The sequence below is a fragment of the Enterococcus sp. AZ040 genome (genome assembly GCF_050499185.1).
Taxonomy (GTDB): domain Bacteria; phylum Bacillota; class Bacilli; order Lactobacillales; family Enterococcaceae; genus Enterococcus_D; species Enterococcus_D entomosocium.
Genome location: NZ_JBMHEW010000001.1, coordinates 382,168 through 402,173 on the forward strand (window position 1 = coordinate 382,168; position 20,006 = coordinate 402,173).

Sequence of the window (20,006 nt, forward strand, 5' to 3'; positions counted from 1 at the left end):
ATCAAAAAGAAGCTCTGTTGATAAGGAGGGTGAAGAAATGAAACGCAGATTTGGTTTTGTCATTGGTGCCTGCATGATTATTGGAATGATCGATCTTGTCACAGAACAAGTTGTTTTTGCGACTATCTATAATCCGCTAGACCCCTCAGAAGAAATCGTCCCAACGGATCCGCCAGAAGGAAGTACGGAAAAAGCAGATGAACCGCCTGCAGAAAAGGAAGAATCCAAAGAATCGCCGGCTCCTGAACCGGAACCTGTTCCGAAAAAAGAACAGGAACAATCCGCATTTCCAGAGAGCAGTTTTTTGGAAAAACAGAAGCACTTAGCACAACGAGTCATGTTAGAAGATGTTTTTGCGTCGGATCGTTTGGCTGTCGATTTAGCACTGCCGGGAAATAATACGGATGGTGACGGGGATGACAAACCTTCGTATCTTGCCAGCTTATGCTATCTATTTTCAGGAAACGTTCTTTATGGCCAAAAAAATAACGGAGGCTTGAAAACGCATGTTTGTGACATTTTTGAATAAGGCGGACAAACGAAAATTGATGATGCTGCAATATTTGGAAAACGCAGTCGCTCTTTCTGAAACGAAGGAAACATTGATGGACCAATTGACCATGTCGGAATTTCTGATCAATAAGACCGTTCAAGAATTGAATCTTGATTTTTATGAACTAGGATTGAATGAGGAATTTGAGATCGTGACCGATGGGACGGTCATTAAACTGAATGCCTCCGGGCTGGCAACTTCAGACACACTACTGACCTATTATCTAGATCAAGCGTTAAAATTTTCTATGTTGAAAGAATGCTTTTTTGAGCAATTGTCTTCTTTATACGAATTTGCTACCAATCACTATCTAAGTCATAATCCCGTCTATAAAGAATTTAAACAGTTTAAACTGATCTTGAAAGAATACGACATTGAAGTGACGAAAGAGTTTCAGCTGGTGGGTGAAGAAAGTGAGATTCGGGAGTTTATTTTTCTCTTTTTTATGAAGGAATATTATTTGAACCATTCCCCTTTCCCAAAAGGTATCTTGGACAAAGAAAAAACCTTTGATCGATTCAATGAAAGTACTTGGCTGAATCCAGAACAGTCTGCCCGCATGCGGATTCGCAAGAAACATTATCTAGGTATTGTTTTGGCGCGGATGTCTAAAGGACATTTCATGCAAAACAGTGTGGAAAACGATTTAGTCTTGCCAAAACATTTAGTGATCATTGAAGATTTGAAGCGTTGGTTGCAGGAGATCTTGACGATCAACGATCAAGAAGTCCTAGAACGTGAGGCACGAGATATTTTGCGCTTCTTGATCGTTGAAGGCTGGTTGATCGACAACAATAGCTACATCGACCAAGAACAAACCTATATCCAACAATTAAACGAGCAGTTTATTCAGGCAGTCCAACAGCAGTTTTCGCTAACCACGGACACGTTGGCGCTGCTTCATGTCGAAACGACTACGATTCATTACCAGCTCTTGTCGTTTTCTTTTAGTTCTCGTTATGAATACCAATACATGGATGTCACATATTTTCTTGAGACGTATCCTGAATATGCTGCGTTTTGCCGCAACTATCTGGAAGAAAGTCGTAATCGACCGATCTTATGGAACAATAAAGAGTTTTTGTTTTTTAGATACCTAATTTTATTAGTTTCTACGATTCCACTAAAAGAGATTTTGGTTCCTTTATATGTCTGTGTTGATTTTTCGTTTGGTGATTCCTACAACCAGATGATCAAAAAGAATATTGAAAAAATTCTCGATTTGAATGTGCAATTCCAGAGTTACCCAGATGATCATACGCACCTGATTCTTTCAAACCTGCCATTTTATGGTGCGTTGGGGATCGACCATATTTTATGGCTAGCACCACCTAGACCCATCGATTGGGCCAATTTTACTGAAAAAATCAGCGTGATTCGCAGAGAACAATTTCAAACCAAAACGGCACAGTGAGCATCTTGCCGTTTAACTATCGAAAGCAGCGTCTGCCTCAAATGAAGGCAGGCGTTTTTTGCAGAAATCTACCATATGCAAAAAGCACACAGGGATCTATTGCCCTGATGAAGTGTTCGGATAAGGTCTGTGAAAAAGGACCATTTGATAGGATTTTTTTTTAGTAGAAAATTTGGTATGATAGAAAGAGAAGAAAAAGAGGTGCCCTATGATGGATGGGAAACAAACGAAGGCTGTGATTGGCCAGACATTGATCACCCTTTGTGAGACCAAAGAAGTGAATAAAATCAGCGTACAGGAGATCGCCGAAAAGGCGCAAGTCAATCGGCAGACGTTTTACTACCATTTTCCTGATAAAAAAGCTTTGATCCAATGGATCTATCGGCAAGATGCCCTGATTTTTTTGACGACAGAAGATGTCTCCCTTGATAACTGGGAAGAAGCCGCCTTGCGCATGCTGAAAGCAATGAAACAAGCGCCGGCCTTTTACCGCAAATCACTGGCTTATGACCGCGAGATCTTAATGAACGGTTTTTTACAGATCACAGAACCGCTTTTTCAGCGCTTGTTCTTGGAGGTCGATCAAGAGCAGCAATTGACGAAACAAGACATTCTATTTTATAGCCGATTCTTTTCCTACGGCTGCGGAGGCATTTTGGAAAATTGGATTCACAACGACTTTCCAGAGACCCCATTAGAGATTGCGACGCAATTGTTTCGTTTGGCGAAGGATGTGGAATTTTTTGGCTACCAAATCTATGAAAAAGAGGAGCAGTAAGCGATGACGAAAGTTTTATTTGTTTGTTTAGGTAATATTTGCCGTTCCCCCATGGCAGAAGCTATTTATAAAGCAGAAATAGCAAAACACAAGTTGGATTGGCAGATCGATTCGGCAGCGACCAGCTCATGGGAAGTCGGACATTCTGCTCATCCCGGAACCAAAAAAAGACTGCGTCAAGCAGGGATCTCTAGTGACGGTCTTATTTCACGGCAGATCACTGAAGCGGATTTTGCCACATTTGATTGGATCATCGGCATGGATGCGAACAATGTTGAAACACTTCAAGCGCTAGCACCTGCCGATACGACCGCAAAGATCCGTTCGTATTTGAGTGTTGTTCCTGGCAAAGAGGCTGAGGAAGTACCAGATCCTTATTATACAGGAGATTTCGAAGAGACCTATCAACTGCTGCAAGAGGGGATTCCTTATTGGCTAGAGGTTATTTCTTCTGAAAAATAAGGCGTTTTCGCTTGTATTTTATCAAAAATTTGCTAAAATAGAACCATGGAAATGCGAACGTATGTGTGGTTTTAGAAACTGCTGCAACGCGCAGAAAGGAATGTCCAATGGAAAAGAAACCATCGCCCATCAAACAATTGGGCAAACTCATTGTGATGACATCCACAACGTTGCTGGATACCTTTTTCAGTGATGATGCTGACAAGAAGAATCAGTCTGAGAAAGTCAAAGAAATCCGGCGAACGCTGCAAGAGGCAGCCGCTGCCAAGCATCTGGTCGTGCTGCAAGTAAAAACAGAGAAATTGGGTGGTTTTGAAACCGTTACCGGCTGGATCGTCGGCAAAACGGTAGCAAAAGAACAAGTTGTCTTGAAATTACAAAGCGACCGTCAGCAGCTGCGGATTATTCCCCTGCATCATGTGCTGAAAGTTAGCACCTTGAATACAAAACCCGGCTTGTAAACAAGCCTGTGCATAGCAAAAAAACCGCTGCGTCATTAGACATAGCGGTTTTTTAATTGCTAGTTACGCGTGCTTGTTTTTGACTTCTGCGAGTCGCCAAGCGGTCATCACAGCGATCAGTTCGTAAGGGATCGGCTGTGCAAAAGAAAACTGGACCGCCCCTTTACTGGTCTTGTATGGTTGTAAGTCCTCTTGGAAGGCCGTGATCGCAGAAGGCGTGGGATAAAAGCCTAGATGCTGTTTGGCGCAGGCAAAATGTACGATATTTTCTCCCTGATGATAAGTAGGCATTTGATAACTGATCTTTTCAACCGCTTCAGGTAAAACGGCTTTGATGGTTTGACGGACCTTTCTTAAAATCGCTTGTCGTTCTGCTGGAGCTGCTGCAATGTATTGGTCAACTGTCGTAATGGCTGTTGTCATAGGCCACCTCCTGCCTTTAGTATACGGCAAACCCCGTAAGAAAAAAAGGAGCCTGTCAGTGGGTAGCTGACAGGCAAGGAGTAAAAATGAAAAGTGTTAGTTAGGGTTGTTTGTTGGGTTATGTATACTATACTGTCCAAATATGAATTTTTTGTGGAGAAAAGATTGGAAAGTGTTTAAGTTTGCTGGCTGCGAAAATAAGTAAAAAAAGACCCGTCGGTGGGTGGCCGACGGGAAGGAGTTAAAAATGAAAAAGTGTTAGTTAGGGTTGTTTGTTGGTATACATAGAGTATACGAGATAAATATGAATATTCTGTGACAAATCTTTTCGGAAGTTCTTAAGAAACCGTAACGGTTTGGTTACAGAGAAAGGTTCTTTTCATCAAAACGGTTTTTCAACGTACGATACAAATCAATGTATTGCCGATCGTCTGCCGCATAATCCCAAATATAACTCATTTTTTCTGGTTTGAGTTTTTTCATCAACTGATTGGAACTAACGATGACATCATAATTTTCTTGCTGGTTTAGATCATAAGGTTCTGCTGCTACGAAGGTCAAGTCATGTAGGAATTGATTCAATCCTTGAACGACTAAGAAATTATCTTCTAACGCAACCCCTACCCGTAAACGATTCGAATAACGGATTTGATCATAAAACGGCAGCAGGGCGTGGGTATACATCGTTGCCATCTGCTCTTGGTTTTCATCATTGATATAGTCCACCGCTGATTCTTCGCGATAGTTCGTTAAGAATTCATCGATTTTTTGCTGCAGCTGCTCTTCAGCAGACCCGCGATTGATCGAGGGTGTCAGCAAGCGATAGATATTTGGAAACGGCTGACGGAAAACGTAGTTGCCGAAAGTCACATTGATTAAATTACCCACGACCAATGGCTCGTCTAACAGGCCAGGTTGTGAAGCAAAGAAGGTTGCTTTCATCTCTGCTAACAAGTCTGCGACTAACGGATAAACTGGGTTTTGTTTGCTTGAAAAGAATTGCAAGGTTTGTTGCAAAGCTTCTTCTTCAGGACTCAAGTAGAATGGGAAGATTTGCGCCATCAAATAAATAAACCCTGATTCGCCTTTTAATTGTTTGTCTGTCATTGAAACTTCAGGATCAACGACTTGTGTCAAACGCTCAAAATCGAAATATGGATTATTTTTCATCAGGAAATTGTACCGCTTGTCGTATTTGGCAAAATTCCCTTTTTTGATTCGTAAAAGAATCAAGGCGGCGAAATACTTCAACTCTAATCGGCCAAGATAAGAATGAGTCATTGGGAAATACTCCGTGAATCGATCCACCATTTTTTCTGTCTCACTCTCAGCGATCGCAAATGGCCATTCTATTCCACGAGTACCTAACCAAATGATATTGAATAGGGAGAGCCGCACAAGACGCTCATCGCCCACTAAGTTTGATTCAGTGTACGTAAAGCGAAGCTGAAATTGCTTCAAATGTTTTTTTAGATGTTCAAATTTGCGAGACACCGTTGAACGACTGACATCGTATTTTGCACAAAAATCCGTGATCGTAGGATTGTCTTCATTCAGCATGTAAAGAACATATAAGAACGGAACGCTTTTATTCAATAAATAGAAGCGGTATTCATCGATCGTTACCGCGATATTCTGAGGCTGTAATTTACCGCCACGACCGAGTATCGACATATGATCCGGAGTTAACTCAGTTAGATCTTGGTCGATCTCAGTCAACTCTATAAAAGCTTGTTGGTAGCTTAACTCCATTTCCTTTGCCAATTGTGCGATTGGGTGGCTAGGGTTTTGCAGAGTCAGCATACGCCGGAATATTTTAAATTTAATTAATGTTTGCGGGTCCATCATAAGTTCTTCATAAAACATAGGTATCCTCCTTTGTGGCTCTATTGTATCTTTTTTTTACGAAACTGTCAGTCTTTTTAATCAAAAAAATAGCCTACCCTTTAAAAAAAGGTAGGTTATTTTCATCTTTTTAACTAATTTAGGCTGAAACAGGGTCTTTTTTGAACCACGACCATAGCAAACCGATCAAAAATCCGATCGCAGCTGGTACGACCCACCCCATCCCGATTTGGAAAAAGGGCAGATAATCTGACGCAAAAGACAAGATTCCTTGCACGAAAGCGTTGTTGGTAATCACTGCAGGACTTGCATTTAAGCCGTCGATGATTGCAGCGATCAACGTGAAGTATGTCGTCATTCGATAGACACTGGCACGATGGTTAAATAATGGACTGATGATCGCCAACAAAATCAAAGTGATCGCCAGTGGATAGATAAACATCAAGACTGGAATAGAAAACTCGATGATATTGGTCAAGCCGACATTAGCGAAGATCGCTGGTAAGATACTTGTCAAAGCGATAAAGAATCCGTAGCTTTGCTTTGGAAACAATCCAGCAAAGGTTTCGGAAAAGGCCGTGATTAAACCAATGGCGGTTTTTAAACAGGCAGAGATGACGATCAATGCCAATAGCAGACTGCCGACAGTGCCAAGGTAATGGTTGGCGATTTGTGCCAAAGCGATCCCACCGTTTTCGCTGATGGGAAACTGGCCTAAACTTTTGGTTCCCATATAAGAAAGTAAGGTATAGATGATCCCCATCAACACGATGCTGACAGAGCCGGAAAGGATCGTGTCTTTTGCGACCGTCGCAGGTTTCTCAACCCCCATATTGCGAATCGTTGAGACGATGATGATCCCGAAGGCTAAAGATGCCAGCGCATCGAGAGTATTGTAGCCGTTGGTGAAACCAGTAAAGAAAGCATCGCTTTGATAGCTAGGATAGATCGGCGCATCGCTGATGGTTCCTAGTGGTTGCCAAAAGGCAAAAAAGAGCAAAACTCCTAGTAAGACCAGAAACAAGGGATTTAGAAACTTCCCTACATAATCTAAGATTTTGCTAGGTTTGCGTGAAAACCACCAGGCAGCTCCAAAAAATAGGGCAGAGAACAACGCCAATAACCAAGTTTGCATGTCTGATGAAACATGGGGAGCGATCCCGATCTCATAAGAAGTAGTAGCCAAACGAGGCAGAGCAAAGAATGGCCCAATCACTAAATAAAGCAAAATCGTAAATATCATTGCATAGCGGCGATTGATCCGAGAAGCTAATTCAAAAACACCGCTGCTTTGGGAAACGCCAATAGCAATGACCCCTAAAAATGGCAAGCCGATCCCTGTAACTAAAAAGCCAAGGTTGGCTAAGCCGACATTCGCGCCAGCTTCTTGTCCCATGTGAACGGGGAAAATCAGATTTCCGGCACCAAAGAAAAGACCGAAAAGCATTGATCCAACATACATATAATCCTTAAACTGTAACTTTTTTTCCATAAATGAAAGCTCCTATAATTCCTTAGTTTTAAAAAAAATAACAAAGTTTCTAACAAATAGCAATGGTTTTTTGTGATTTTTTGATAAATTCTGACAATTCCTCCTCCTGCAATAAAAAAACACTTAGCATTGAATTCTTCCAAGCTTACTGAAAAAGGACGAAAAAGCTCGGAAGAAGACCGCTAAGTGTTTCAAGACAGAAAATTAATTCAACACACGGGAAAGGAATTCTTTGGTGCGTTGCTCTTTTGGATGAATAAAGATATCTTCAGGCGTCCCTTGTTCGGCAATGACACCTTGATCCATAAAGATGACCCGATCAGACACTTCTTTGGCAAAGCCCATTTCGTGGGTAACGATCACCATCGTCAAGCCAGTATGAGCTAACGTATTCATGGTCTTCAACACTTCACCGACCATTTCTGGATCTAGCGCAGAAGTCGGCTCATCAAACAACATGACATCTGGATTCATCGATAAGGCACGGGCAATGGCTACCCGTTGTTTTTGTCCACCTGAAAGCTGGGAAGGCTTGGCATTGGCATATTGAGCCATACCGACTTGCTCCAGATTTTCTTTGGCAGTCGCTTCTGCTTCTTTGCGATCACGTTTCAAAACAGTGACTTGGCCCGTCACGCAGTTTTCTAATACATTCATATTGTTGAATAGGTTAAAGGATTGGAAAACCATTCCTAGATGCGTACGGTATTTCGGCAAGTCATAGCCTTTTTCCAGCACATTTTCACCTAAGTAGATGATTTGCCCACTGGTTGGTTTTTCTAATAAGTTGATGCAGCGAAGAAGTGTAGATTTTCCTGAACCAGAAGAACCGATGATCGTGACAACTTCTCCTTTATTAACAGACAAACTGATGTCTTTTAAGACTTCGTTGTCGCCAAAACTCTTTTTTAAATGGTCAATTTCAATGATTGCTGACATGTTCTTCCTCCTTATTCGTTCGGGTTGATGTCTTCTAATTTGACATACGCACTGGGACCATCCATTTTGCGTTCAACAAAGCGCAAGATCTGGGTGGCACTGATGGTCAAGACTAAGTAGATCACACCGATGATCGCAAATGTTTGGAAGTATTGGAAGTTCGTTCCAGCGGCTGATGTACCTTGGAAGAAGAGGTCTGCAACACTGATAACACTTAAGACGGCAGTATCTTTGATATTGATAATGATCTCATTCCCGGTAGCTGGTAAAATGTTGCGCATCACTTGCGGCAACACGACCTTGATCATGGTTTGCCAATGGGTCATTCCGATGGCTTGAGCTGCTTCAAATTGACCGTCATCTACAGCAAAAATCCCCCCACGAACGATTTCAGACATGTAGGCACCCGTATTGATAGAAACGATCAGCACGGCTGCCAGCGTGCGATTCATGGAGACGCCAAAGGCTAGAGCAGTTCCGTAGAAAATAACCATTGCTTGAACCATCATTGGGGTGCCGCGGAAAACTTCGATATAAATGGTCAGTAAACCATTGACGATGCGTTGGAAGAAACGTCCTACTGGATTTTCTGAAAGCGGCAATGTCCGGAAGATACCGACTAAAAGACCGATGATCAATCCGATGATCGTTGAAAGGATCGCGATGAATAAGGTCAAGCCAGCGCCTCGTAAAAAGAGCATGCCGTAATCATCAATGATTTTTTTAAAATCAGCGACCAGACCTTGATCCGCTGTTTCTCCGCTGGCATCTGCAGGTTGATCTAAGACTGCTTGATCCATCAGGGAAACCCGTTCTTCTTCAGAAATTCCTGCAAGAATCTCATTGACTTTTTCAACATCGGGATCGCCTTTGCGCATTCCGACTGCTACTTGGACGTCTTCTGGGTTGGTTTCAAAACCGGCGCCTTCATCGAACTCGACCATCTTCAAATCAGGATTTGCACCGACGGCAGTGACGCCTTCTGGACGTTCGCTGACGTAGCCGTCAATGATACCCGAAGCTAAAGCAACGCGCATGGAGGAGAAGTCCCGCATGGCTTGTTCTTTTTGGACCTCAGGGATTTGATCTATGACCGTATAATGGAAAGTATTCAGCTGGGCAGTGATTTTTGCCCCCGAAAGATCAGCGAGGCTTTTGGCATCGGCGAACTCGCCATCTTTACGAACCACTACCACCAAATCTGATTCATAGTAAGGATCGGTAAAATCAATTTGCTCGCGACGTTCGGCAGTTGGTGACATACCAGCGATCACAGCATCGATAGTCCCCGCTTGCAAAGCTGGCGGCAAACCGTCCCATTGAGTTTTGACGATCACTAATTCTTTGCCTAAGCCTTCAGCGATTCGTTTGGCGATCTGGACATCGTAACCGCCGGCAAACGCCGAGCCTTCTTCCCCAGAAATCGGCACGGCACCATTGGCGTCCGTCGTTTGCGTCCAGTTAAATGGGGCATAGCCTGCCTCCATACCGACACGGAATTGTTCCGCAGGTGTTTGGTCATCCGCTTGCACGGTTAGGGGCAGCTGAATGAGGGTTAGACAGAGGGCGAAGACTGCCCAGATCCAATTATTTTTTTTCATTTTTTCTCTTTCCTTTCACGAGTTGGACAAGCAGGTAAGGATGAAAAAGCAAAAAAACAGCCGTACTCCATGATTGGAAAACGGCTGTTGACAGGTCATCGTCGACAAACCTTTCACAAAACATAGCGCAACTTAGACAAGCTAAGACAGTCCGCAAATTGTTCATTTGCGGCCCAACAAAATCGATGCAAGCAAAACCGACCTTGTTTCGGCGATGTTCCCTAGCTCTGCTGTAAACGTGTTGCTTCACTCAGCAGGATTAATGAACCTCGCGACCTCTACCTAAATGTTAAAGGGTACTCGTATTTAATTTGATTCTTCTCAGAGTTTAGAAGAAAAGCACCCAAATGTCAATTCTTTTTAACAAAAAAACGACCATTTCCCTATTTTTATCAAAGAGAAAGCGGATCGTTTTTACGAGTGTCTATTGGAACCCTTAAGCGACTTTCGCTTTTGGTTCACGGCCTAAAACAGCTTGGATGACTGTCAAAGCAAGCAATAAGCCAAGTGCTAGATAGATGAGGCTTGAGTATTGTGTAACGCCCCAATCTTGTCCGAAGGTACGGTAAACCACAAGGACGATGGCTTGAATGATTGCTGTGATGACATTTAAAAAGCCGAATGCCCATAAATTGCCATTTTCTTTACGTGCTAAATAGAAGATAGAGAAATATAAGCTGACTGCCAACCAACCGAAACTGATAATGATCATTGCCCAATAAATAATAGCTGCTACCAATGTATTTCACCTCACTTTGATTCGTGACTAGTTTACCACGTTTTTTGTTCCTTGTCATGAAGGAATCTCTTTCTTTGTGAGGCAAAAAACAAAGAGCAAGAGCAGTAATGAAAAGATCATCTACTACATTTGCTATTGGTGGGTTTACTGAAAAGAGACGATTTTTCTAGATCGGTTCATTTTCAGCTGTGTATAATAGAAATAAACTGTTTTTTGCAGAAAACTACGAGTTAAGAATCAATTAATAATTAGTTAATAGCTGATTTAGATCTGCTTGCTAGAATGAGCACAGAAGCAAGCAAGGAGGAAGTAAAAATGGAAAATGTTCTTAAAATCAAAGGATTAAACAAACGTTACGGCAAACAGCAGGCGTTACATGATGTCGATCTAACGATCGCTAAGGGAGATATTTATGGATTGGTGGGGAGAAATGGTGCTGGGAAGACGACCCTATTAAAAGCGATCGTTCAGTTGATCCAACCAACTAGTGGCAGTCTGCAGTTGTTTGATGTTGAAGGCGGCAAAGTATACACTCAGATGCTGAAACGGGTCGGTAATGTGATTGAGACCCCAGTTGCTTACGACCAATTGACCGCAGAGCAAAATTTGAACTATTATTGCAAAATCAGCGGGGTGGTGGAACCTGAGGCGGTCAGTAAAGCATTGGCGTTTGTCGGATTGACCAATGTTGGCCACAAGAAATACCGTGATTTTTCTTTGGGTATGAAACAAAAGCTAGGCTTAGCCATCGCTTTATTGAACCAACCGGATTTTCTAATACTAGATGAGCCGATCAATGGCCTGGATCCTGTAGCGATCGTTGAGTTTCGGGAGCTGCTTTTACGATTGAATCAAGAACGCGGCATGACGATTTTGATTTCCAGTCATATTTTAGAAGAGTTGTACTTAGTGGCTACACGTTTTGGGGTCATTAGTGAGGGGCGTCTGATCAAAGAGATGACCAAACACGAATTCGATCTGATGGCGAAACGGTTTATTCAATTAGAAGTGGATGATGTAGCCACAGCTAGCCGCTTGCTAGAGAGTCAGCTGATTTCCGAATATAAAGTCGTCAGTGACCACAAAATTCATATTTATCAAGAGAATGTGTTGATTCGTGACCTGGTCCGTCAGCTGGTTTATGAAGGGATCGCTATCGACCGGATTTCTTTTGAAGGGGAAAATCTAGAGTCGTATTTCAAAGAGTTAGTAACAAGTGAAGGGGGAAATTAAGATGTTGAATTTTATTCGAGCCGATTTGTATCGTTTATCAAGAAGTAAAAGTTTTTGGATCACAGAAGGAATTATTTTATTGTTGGTGATTTTATCCGTTGTTTCCAATGGTAGTGTAGGGGTCACTCTTGGGGATAGTACGCAAACAGCAGGCAGCCTTACGGAAATGACTGGCTTTCTGGCGATCCAGACCAGTCTGTCTTCCATGTTGCTGTATTACTCCTTGCCATTGGTGATGCAGGTCTTAGGCAGTGAGTACACGAAAGGGACCATGAAGAATATCATTACCGTTGGTGTCTCCAAACCCGCTTATCTTTTTGGGAAATTCTTGGTTTATACATTGGTGCTGGTCTTACAGATCGTCGCGATTTGTTTGGTGAGCTTTGTAGCGGGAACGGTTATTGGGGGGATTGGTTATAATGACCTTTCACAGATAGAAAACTTGTTGTATTATTTCGTTAGTTTTGTACTGATTTTATTAGCGACTTCCTCTTTTGCAGTGCTAGTTTTGTATTTGACCAAAAATACAGCGGTCAGCGTGTTGGCGACGATTTTTATTCCGATGGCCTTTGCGATTGCCCGAATCTCTTTACCCAATTGGAAGTTTTTAGAATACTTGGACTTTCAAGGTGGGTTAGAGATGGTGACCATGACTACTTTCCAAACATGGGAAACAGTCCAACCCATTTTTCTTGGGAGCCTGATCAGTTTATTGCTTTGCCTCTTGGCTGCGCATCTGGTGTTTAAGAGACAAGAATTGTAAGAGCAGAAAAACGCCCAACCGTATCGACTAGTGAAGGTCGAGCGATTGGGTGTTTTTTGTGTATAGCCATGAGTTAGTGGGGTTCAACGGACTGCTGCCAAAAAAGGGTCAAACGAAACGTCTCTTCGGTTGTATCCAATTGGATCTTGCCGTCTAATGCATTAGTCAATGCCGCGATGATATACAGACCAAGTCCGGCTTGCTGTTTATGCCGTGAAAGGTCTTCGGTATAAAAGCGGTGGGTCAATTTTTCTGGGTGCTGGATCGGTGATCTCAGCTGATTTTCCTGTTGGAAAACGATGCGACCTCCTTGCTGATTCAAGCGGATCGTCCCCGTTTCACTGCCATGTTCCAGCAGGTTACCAAGGACATTTTGGAAAATTCGTTGCCAGCTTTTTTTATCTGAAATGATCATGATGTTGGGTTGGATCGCAACCGTCAGTGATAAATGGTTTTCCTCAAAAGAAGGATAAAGCTGGAGCAGTTCTTCTTCCAATAAACGAGAAAGATTGAATTCTTCCAAAGTCAAAGCGAGCTGATTGTCTTTGAGACGCTGATAGGTCAACAACTGTTCCAGATGATTTTCGACTTTTTCTAGGTTGCTGCTGACTTTATCCAACAGCTGTAGCTGTTGCGGGGTGAGGGTCGCATCGGCTTGCAGCAGTTGTGTGTAGCCGCTGGCGACCGTCAAAGGTGTGCGTAAGTCGTGAGAGATATTTTGAATGGCTTGTTCCAACTGTTGGTTTTCTTGCAGCATTTGATAGTGTTGCTGCTTATTTTTTCTAAGTATCTGATTGTTTAACAAGGCGATCGCTTTTAAAGCGGGGACGCGGGTCTGCAAATGGATCTCTTGATTTGTTTCGATTTCGCTGATTCTTGTTAATTGCTGGTGGTACTTTTTTAGATCATATAGTAAGAAAAACCAATAGCCAAACAATAACACAACGATCAGAGCGGCGAAAAACTGAAGTATATGCATGAGGTTCCTCCTTTTTAAGCTAGCTTGACGCCGATGCCCCAGACAGTATCGATATACGCTTCATCTGGATCGAGTGTTTTGATTTTGCTGCGTAAATGGCTGATATGGACATTGATCGTGTTTTCTTCACCGTAGTAAGGTTCTTGCCAAACAGCTTCATAGAGCATTTCTTTGGTATAAACTTTTTTGGGGTTCGCTAAGAGCAGGGAAAAAATCTCAAACTCCTTTTTCTTTAACTGAACCGTTGCCTCTCCTCGTTGCAGCTGAAACGAGTCAGGCAACAGTTGAATGTTTTTATACGAGTGGCTGCTGGCAACTGGAGGGGGTTGTTTATTTGTTCGCAATTGAACAATGATACGTGCCTTTAATTCTTCGACATTGAAGGGTTTGGTCAAGTAATCATTGGCCCCCGCCAGCAAAAGGGTGGAAACATCGGCTGGTTCATCTAAGGCAGTCAAGATAATGACGGGGACCGTGGAGGTTTGGCGAATCTCTTGCAAGACTTGTGTCCCATCTTTACCGGGGAGCATTCGATCTAGCAAAATCAAGTCGAAAGCATCTTGCTGAAAAAGCAGCAGACCTTCCGTGCCTGAATAGGCTTGCTGGACGGTATAGTCAGCTGCTAAAATAGTAGCCAACATTTCGCTGATCTCATTGTTGTCTTCGATAATCAAAATTTTCATTTGGTTTTCCCATTCTTCTTGTATTTATTGCATTTATTATAAGCAATTCCGCAAGAAAAAGCATTAGTTGCTTTTAAAAAAGAAAATGGCTGATTTTTCGCAAAAACGGTTCTTTTTCGGTTAGAATAAGAGAAAAGCCATAAAGGAAGTTAGAACGATGAAGGTATCTATTGAGCAAGCAATCGCAACGGTCACCGCCGCATCATCCGTGACCTTTTTGACGGGTGCCGGTGTTTCAACCCCATCGGGCATTCCTGATTACCGTTCCTTAAAAGGGGTCTATCAAGGACTGGCCCAGCCAGAGTATTTGTTAAGCCATGACTGTTTAGAAAACGAACCGGAAACATTTTATCAGTTCGTCAAGCACCTCTACCATCCTCAGGCCCAGCCGAACATCATTCATCAAAAAATGGCTGCGCTGCAAACGAAAAAAACAGTTTGGGTCGTTTCACAAAACATCGATGGACTGCATGAAAAAGCGGGGAGTCACCAAAGAATCGATTTTCACGGCTCCTTGTACAACTGTTATTGCCGAAAATGCGGTAATCCGGTACCTTGGCAAGCGTATTTGCAGGATTGGCACCATGCAGGATGTGACGGTCAGATTCGGCCGGCGATCGTGCTTTATGGGGAAGGATTTACGGATGAAACCATTGAGGGAGCCATTCAAGCCGTTGCTCAAGCCGACCTGACGGTGGTCGTGGGGACTTCGCTGCAAGTCTATCCTTTTGCAGGGCTAGTCGATTACAGCCAGCAGGTGTTGGTCATCAATAAGGAACCATTGGCGATCCCGAATGAATATGGCATGTTGACCGCAGCAGCCGAAACGTTTTTCCAGAAAATTGAATGAAGGAGTTTATGATATGACACAACGTACCGAAAAAGAGAAAATGATTGCTGGCGAATTGTACTTTTCCCCAGATCCAGAATTGGTGGCAGACCGGAAATATGCCCGTGAACAAATGAACCTGATCAACCAAGAAACTGATACAAAAATCAAAGAGCAGTTACTAAAAGAAACTTTCAGCTCTGTGACTGGTCGAATCTATATCGAACCGAATGTCCGCTTTGATTATGGCTACAATATTTCTGTCGGCAAAAACTTCTATGCTAACTACGACTGTGTGCTATTAGATGTTTGTCCAATTACCTTTGGTGACAACTGTATGCTGGCACCCAATGTTCGGTTGTTTACGGCGACTCATCCATTGCATCCGGTCAAACGAAATAGCGGCTTAGAATTAGGGGCACCGATCGTGATTGGCGATAACGCGTGGATCGGTGGCGCGGCCACGATTTTGCCGGGGGTGCGCTTAGGTAACAATGTCGTGGTGGGGGCTGGCAGTGTGGTCACAAAATCATTCCCAGACAATGTTGTGCTGGCGGGAAATCCGGCACGGGTCATCAAGACGATCGACTTGGAAGAAGAAAACAACCAGCAAGATCCTTTGGCTGTTCAGCGAGCGGCAATCGATGACCTTGATTGGCAGCTCACGCATCTTTTAGAAAAACGCATGAGTACAGTTAATGAAATCGTGCAATTGAAGAAAAGTAGTCAGTTGCCGGTTTTAGATGAAAATCGTGAAGAGAAAGTGCTGGAAAATATTCGGCAGGCGATTTCAAATCAAGCCTATGAGGAAACGATTTTAGCCATGTTTCAATCAATTATGAAACACTCAAAAACCTATCAAGAGAATCAATTGGAGGAATGAGTATGGATGGAGCAACACGTCGAGAAACGATTTTAGCGGCATTGAAGCAAGCGGACAAAGCGATCAGTGCCAGCAAACTGGCAGAATCACTAGGAGTCAGTCGCCAAATCATCGTTGGGGACATTGCCTTGCTGCGAGCAGCCGGTGAAGCGATCGCGGCCACTGCTCGCGGCTATCGACTGCAAGCACTGTTGAATGAGGCGGGGCATGTCAGCAAGCTAGCGGTGCAGCATCGGCCTGAACAAACCGAAGAAGAATTGCGGATTTTTGTCGCTTGTGGCGTGGAAGTGGTCGATGTCATCGTTGAACATGAAATCTATGGAGAGATCACTGGCAATTTGCAGATTCAAACAGACCAAGACGTGACTGATTTCATCAACAAAACCAAACATGCAGAAGCCCGCTTGCTCTCAGATTTAACCAATGGGGTACACTTGCATACGTTGCGTTACACCGATCCTGCGGCTCTGGAAAAAGCCAAACAACAGTTAGCAGAAAAAGGCATGCTCTATCAAAATTGAGGCGTAAACCATTCTGGCAAGGACGCTATCGGCAGTCTTGGGGAACACTTAGATGAAAAAATTGTGATTTTTTGTTGACAAGGCGTTCATTTTCCAGTAAAGTACAACTCAACAAGAATAATGAATCTGTTGAGAAGGAAAGTAACCGCGGATACTTTAAAGAGAGACTCTGGTTGGTGGAAAGAGTCAAGTCAGAAGCGATGAAAAATGGCCTTGGAGGATTGATTGTCGATAAGTAGGCAATCACGGATGCGCACTACCGTTACAAAGTGCACCAATCTCTAGCACGGCTAGACGTTGGGTTGAGGGAAGGGAAACCTTCTAAACAAAAGGTGGTAACACGAATATTCGTCCTTTTACTAGCAAACGCTGGTAAAAGGACTTTTTTTATACACAAAAATCAAATAGCACCACACACGAAGAATTGGTAAGTAAAAAAGCACGTTTTTTCAACAGAGAGCTTCGGTAGCTGAAAAGAAGCATCAAACGACTTTTAGAAAATGGCCAAGGAGTGATTCGTTCCGAGCAGTAGTTTGCAAGGCGACGACGGTAGCGACCGTTATCTGGCTAGAGTATGATCGTACTCGAAAAGGAGCTGTATGCGAGTACAGCTTAAACTGAGGTGGTAACACGCAAAAAGGCGTCCTCAAACAAGTCACAGGTGACTTGTTTGAGGATGCCTTTTTTTATTGAAAAAGACAAGAACTAGGGGGAAGACGATGATTTCATTAAAAGATATATCAGTAACATTCAATCAATCAAAGAAACCCGCGATCCAAGCGGTCAAAAACGTATCGATCGAGATCGACAAAGGGGACGTGTACGGCATCGTGGGTTACTCAGGCGCCGGGAAAAGTACACTCGTCCGTGTGATCAACTTATTGCAGCGCCCAAGCAGCGGCAGCGTCGTCGTCAACGGCACGGAGCTGACCACGCTTTCTGCGAAAGACCTGCGAGAAAAACGGAAAACGATCGGAATGATCTTTCAGCACTTCAACTTGATGGACAGCCGCAATGTTTTTGATAACGTGGATTTTTCCTTGAAATATGGGGGACGGTCCAAACAGGAACGTCATCAAAAAGTAACCGAGCTGCTGGCGCTTGTTGGATTGGAAGAAAAAGCCCAAGCGTTTCCTAGCCAACTATCTGGAGGGCAAAAGCAGCGGGTCGCCATTGCCAGAGCTTTGGCAAATGATCCAGAGATCTTGCTGTGCGATGAGGCAACTAGCGCCCTTGATCCGAAAACGACCTTACAGATATTGGCTTTGTTGAAAAAATTAAATCGGACTCTCGGTTTGACCATCGTGATCATTACCCATGAAATGCAAGTTGTCAAAGAAATCTGCAACAAAGTGGCAGTGATGGAAGACGGCGAAGTTATTGAGCAAGGTTCGAGCGTTCAGATTTTTAGCCAACCAGAAAAACCATTGACCAAAGATTTCATCCGAACGGCGACGCACATCGACCAAGCCTTAGAAACGATCCTCGGCAGTTCGAAGTTTTCTTCCTTGGCACCGAATGAATGGCTGGTGGAGCTGTCCTACGTGGGGGATCAAACCAATGAACCACTGATCGCCCAATTGTACAGTCGCTACAAAGTGACCACCAATATTCTTTACGGCAACGTGGAGATCTTGCAAGAAGTGCCGATCGGCAGCTTGGTCGTTAGCTTATCCGGAGAGTACCAACAGCGCAAACATGCCTTAGAATATTTGAAGTCTCAAGGAGTGTACACCAATATTTTAAAAGAAAATCATGCAGAACCATTAAACAATGTGATTAAAGGAGGATTTTAGATGGCTGCCTTATTAGAAAGATATTTTCCCAATGTTGTTGCGATCCAAGATGAATTTGTCGCAGCAACGATCCAAACCTTGTATATGGTTTTTTGGACCTCTTTGATTGCGGGCATCTTAGGTATCTTGTTAGGGATCGTCCTAGTAGTGACGCGACCGAACGGGATTTTAGAAAATCGACCGCTCTTTGAATTTCTCGATAAAGTCATCAATGTGGTCCGCTCGATCCCTTTCATTATCTTATTGACGTTACTAGGAACCTTTACCCGATTTCTTGTGGGAACGACGATCGGCGAAACAGCAGCATTGGTTCCTCTGATTGCTGGGATCATTCCTTTCTTTGCTCGGCAGATCGAGATTGCCTTGCTAGAAGTTGACCCCGGTGTCGTGGAAGCAGCCGAAGCGATGGGCACCAGTCCTTTCGGCATCATTTTTCGGGTCTATTTGCCAGAAGGCGTGGCGGGAATCATTCGGGTCTCTGCATTGACCGTGATCAATGTGATCGGATTGACCGCCATGGCAGGAGCAGTTGGCGCTGGCGGTTTAGGTAACTTAGCCATCACCCGCGGGTACAACCGATTCCAGACCGATGTCACGATCATGGCGACCTTGATCATCTTAGTATTCGTTTTTATCAGTCAATTTGTCAGCAACCTACTCATTAAACGAGTATCTCACTGACCACCACTTACGTACAAATAAAAAAACAAGCAAGTCTATGGAGGAAGAAAAAATGAAAAAAATCGTACAATCAATCGTCTTAGGGGCAGCATTATTATTTATTACCGGATGCGGAAACAATGGCAGTGCCGCAGCCACTGATCAAGAAGAAGTCACTGTGAAATTAGGGGTGATTGGCGCGGACACCGATGTCTGGGATGATGTCAAAGATCGTTTGAAAGACGAAGGCATCAATTTAGAATATGTCCAATTCTCTGATTACAATCAACCCAACGCAGCATTAGCTGATGGTTCCATTGACCTCAATTCATTCCAACACCAATTTTTCTTGGACAATTATAATAAAGAATTTGGTACCGATCTCGTATCGATCGGCAATACAGTCAACGCGCCATTAGGCATTTATTCCGACAAAGTGACGGATGTCAACGACTTGGCTGAAGGAGCTAAAGTTGCGATCCCGAATGATGTGACCAATGGTGGTCGGGCATTACTCTTGTTACAATCAGCTGGATTGATCAAAGTGGATGAAGCAGCCGGACAAACACCAACGGTCGCGGATATTACTGAAAACCGTTTGAATTTAGAAATTTCGGAACTTGATGCAGCGCAAACAGCCCGGGCACTTTCCGATGTCGATGTTTCTGTTATCAATAGCGGCATGGCGGTAGATGCAGGATTTGTGCCTACCGAAGATGCAATCTTTTTAGAGCCTGTTGATGAAACGGCCCGTCCTTACGTCAACATCATTGCCGCCCGTAAAGAAGATGAAGACAATGAAGTTTACCAAAAAGTGGTTGCTGCTTACCAAACAGAGGATACGAAAAAAGTCATCGAGGAAACGTCAAAAGGATCAAGTGTTCCTGCTTGGGAAACCTTTGGGGCAAAATAAGTACCACGTAATTTGATATAAAATTGAAAAAACATGTAT

21 protein-coding genes, 1 riboswitch and 1 other annotated feature are annotated in these 20,006 nt (G+C 43.4%); of the genes, 13 read left to right on the forward strand and 8 right to left on the reverse strand.

Annotated features, from left to right (window positions below):
* Window positions 1-37 precede the first annotated feature (37 nt).
* The 5 genes from IGK63_RS01815 to IGK63_RS01835 all read left to right on the forward strand — a co-directional run bounded on the left by IGK63_RS01815 (window position 38) and on the right by IGK63_RS01835 (window position 3,668).
* Window positions 38-529 (forward strand): hypothetical protein, encoded by a 492-nt coding sequence (locus IGK63_RS01815; RefSeq protein WP_016611451.1) that lies wholly within the window; start codon window positions 38-40, stop codon window positions 527-529.
* Window positions 507-1,967, forward strand: a complete 1,461-nt coding sequence (locus IGK63_RS01820; protein WP_016611450.1) for a helix-turn-helix domain-containing protein — start codon at window positions 507-509, stop codon at window positions 1,965-1,967. The genes IGK63_RS01815 and IGK63_RS01820 overlap by 23 nt, the downstream gene beginning before the upstream one ends.
* 208 nt (window positions 1,968-2,175) lie before the next feature.
* Window positions 2,176-2,745, forward strand: coding sequence for a TetR/AcrR family transcriptional regulator (locus IGK63_RS01825; protein WP_016611448.1), 570 nt, complete (start codon window positions 2,176-2,178; stop codon window positions 2,743-2,745).
* A gap of 3 nt (window positions 2,746-2,748) precedes the next feature.
* Window positions 2,749-3,207 (forward strand): low molecular weight protein-tyrosine-phosphatase, encoded by a 459-nt coding sequence (locus IGK63_RS01830; RefSeq protein ID WP_005232347.1) that lies wholly within the window; start codon window positions 2,749-2,751, stop codon window positions 3,205-3,207.
* Window positions 3,208-3,314: 107 nt separating this feature from the next.
* Window positions 3,315-3,668 carry a hypothetical protein gene (locus IGK63_RS01835; RefSeq protein ID WP_005232346.1) on the forward strand — a complete coding sequence of 118 codons (354 nt, stop codon included), beginning with the start codon at window positions 3,315-3,317 and terminating at the stop codon, window positions 3,666-3,668.
* 63 nt (window positions 3,669-3,731) lie between these two features.
* Here the strand turns inward: IGK63_RS01835 and IGK63_RS01840 are convergent, their stop codons facing one another.
* The 6 genes from IGK63_RS01840 to IGK63_RS01865 form a co-directional block, all read right to left on the reverse strand.
* Window positions 3,732-4,091, reverse strand: a complete 360-nt coding sequence (locus IGK63_RS01840) for an iron chaperone (protein WP_005232344.1) — start codon at window positions 4,089-4,091, stop codon at window positions 3,732-3,734.
* A 360-nt stretch (window positions 4,092-4,451) separates the two neighbouring features.
* Complete coding sequence (locus tag IGK63_RS01845; protein ID WP_005232342.1) at window positions 4,452-5,957, reverse strand: helix-turn-helix domain-containing protein; 1,506 nt, start codon at window positions 5,955-5,957, stop codon at window positions 4,452-4,454.
* A 118-nt stretch (window positions 5,958-6,075) separates the two neighbouring features.
* On the reverse strand, window positions 6,076-7,428 hold the full coding sequence (gene brnQ, locus IGK63_RS01850) for a branched-chain amino acid transport system II carrier protein (protein WP_008376239.1): 1,353 nt from the start codon (window positions 7,426-7,428) through the stop codon (window positions 6,076-6,078).
* A gap of 204 nt (window positions 7,429-7,632) precedes the next feature.
* Window positions 7,633-8,367 (reverse strand): amino acid ABC transporter ATP-binding protein, encoded by a 735-nt coding sequence (locus tag IGK63_RS01855; protein ID WP_005227196.1) that lies wholly within the window; start codon window positions 8,365-8,367, stop codon window positions 7,633-7,635.
* Between the two features lie 11 nt (window positions 8,368-8,378).
* Window positions 8,379-9,968 carry an ABC transporter permease subunit gene (locus IGK63_RS01860; RefSeq protein WP_008376235.1) on the reverse strand — a complete coding sequence of 530 codons (1,590 nt, stop codon included), beginning with the start codon at window positions 9,966-9,968 and terminating at the stop codon, window positions 8,379-8,381.
* Window positions 9,969-10,083: 115 nt separating this feature from the next.
* Window positions 10,084-10,257: riboswitch (Lysine riboswitch) on the reverse strand.
* Window positions 10,258-10,404: 147 nt separating this feature from the next.
* Window positions 10,405-10,707 carry a hypothetical protein gene (locus tag IGK63_RS01865; RefSeq protein ID WP_005232333.1) on the reverse strand — a complete coding sequence of 101 codons (303 nt, stop codon included), beginning with the start codon at window positions 10,705-10,707 and terminating at the stop codon, window positions 10,405-10,407.
* Between the two features lie 315 nt (window positions 10,708-11,022).
* Here IGK63_RS01865 and IGK63_RS01870 point away from each other — a divergent pair, with 315 nt between their 5' ends.
* On the forward strand, window positions 11,023-11,940 hold the full coding sequence (locus IGK63_RS01870) for an ABC transporter ATP-binding protein (protein ID WP_008376231.1): 918 nt from the start codon (window positions 11,023-11,025) through the stop codon (window positions 11,938-11,940).
* A gap of 1 nt (window position 11,941) precedes the next feature.
* Window positions 11,942-12,703 carry an ABC transporter permease gene (locus IGK63_RS01875; RefSeq protein WP_080555166.1) on the forward strand — a complete coding sequence of 254 codons (762 nt, stop codon included), beginning with the start codon at window positions 11,942-11,944 and terminating at the stop codon, window positions 12,701-12,703.
* A 73-nt stretch (window positions 12,704-12,776) separates the two neighbouring features.
* On the opposite strand, the gene IGK63_RS01880 is transcribed toward IGK63_RS01875, so the two are convergent.
* Together IGK63_RS01880 and IGK63_RS01885 are read right to left on the reverse strand one after the other, a co-directional pair.
* A complete protein-coding gene (locus IGK63_RS01880) occupies window positions 12,777-13,682 on the reverse strand; it encodes a sensor histidine kinase (RefSeq protein WP_016611444.1) in 906 nt (301 codons plus the stop codon).
* A gap of 14 nt (window positions 13,683-13,696) precedes the next feature.
* Window positions 13,697-14,365 carry a response regulator transcription factor gene (locus IGK63_RS01885; protein WP_005232327.1) on the reverse strand — a complete coding sequence of 223 codons (669 nt, stop codon included), beginning with the start codon at window positions 14,363-14,365 and terminating at the stop codon, window positions 13,697-13,699.
* Window positions 14,366-14,522: 157 nt separating this feature from the next.
* On the opposite strand from IGK63_RS01885, the gene IGK63_RS01890 reads away from it, so the two are divergent.
* The 6 genes from IGK63_RS01890 (at window position 14,523) to IGK63_RS01915 (ending at window position 19,967) form a co-directional block, all read left to right on the forward strand.
* Complete coding sequence (locus IGK63_RS01890; RefSeq protein WP_005232325.1) at window positions 14,523-15,215, forward strand: NAD-dependent protein deacylase; 693 nt, start codon at window positions 14,523-14,525, stop codon at window positions 15,213-15,215.
* A 13-nt stretch (window positions 15,216-15,228) separates the two neighbouring features.
* Entirely contained in the window at window positions 15,229-16,077 is an 849-nt protein-coding gene (locus IGK63_RS01895; protein ID WP_034872072.1) for a chorismate mutase, read from the forward strand.
* The gene (locus tag IGK63_RS01900) at window positions 16,074-16,598 is read left to right on the forward strand and encodes a transcription repressor NadR (RefSeq protein WP_016611442.1); all 525 of its coding nucleotides are present in this window, start codon (window positions 16,074-16,076) and stop codon (window positions 16,596-16,598) included. Before IGK63_RS01895 ends, IGK63_RS01900 begins: the two co-directional genes overlap by 4 nt.
* A 120-nt stretch (window positions 16,599-16,718) precedes the next feature.
* Window positions 16,719-16,957 (forward strand) — a binding site (T-box leader).
* 360 nt (window positions 16,958-17,317) lie between these two features.
* Complete coding sequence (locus IGK63_RS01905; protein ID WP_008376218.1) at window positions 17,318-18,394, forward strand: methionine ABC transporter ATP-binding protein; 1,077 nt, start codon at window positions 17,318-17,320, stop codon at window positions 18,392-18,394.
* Complete coding sequence (locus IGK63_RS01910; RefSeq protein WP_008376215.1) at window positions 18,395-19,075, forward strand: methionine ABC transporter permease; 681 nt, start codon at window positions 18,395-18,397, stop codon at window positions 19,073-19,075.
* Window positions 19,076-19,127: 52 nt separating this feature from the next.
* Window positions 19,128-19,967 (forward strand): MetQ/NlpA family ABC transporter substrate-binding protein, encoded by an 840-nt coding sequence (locus tag IGK63_RS01915; RefSeq protein WP_008376213.1) that lies wholly within the window; start codon window positions 19,128-19,130, stop codon window positions 19,965-19,967.
* Window positions 19,968-20,006 lie beyond the last annotated feature (39 nt).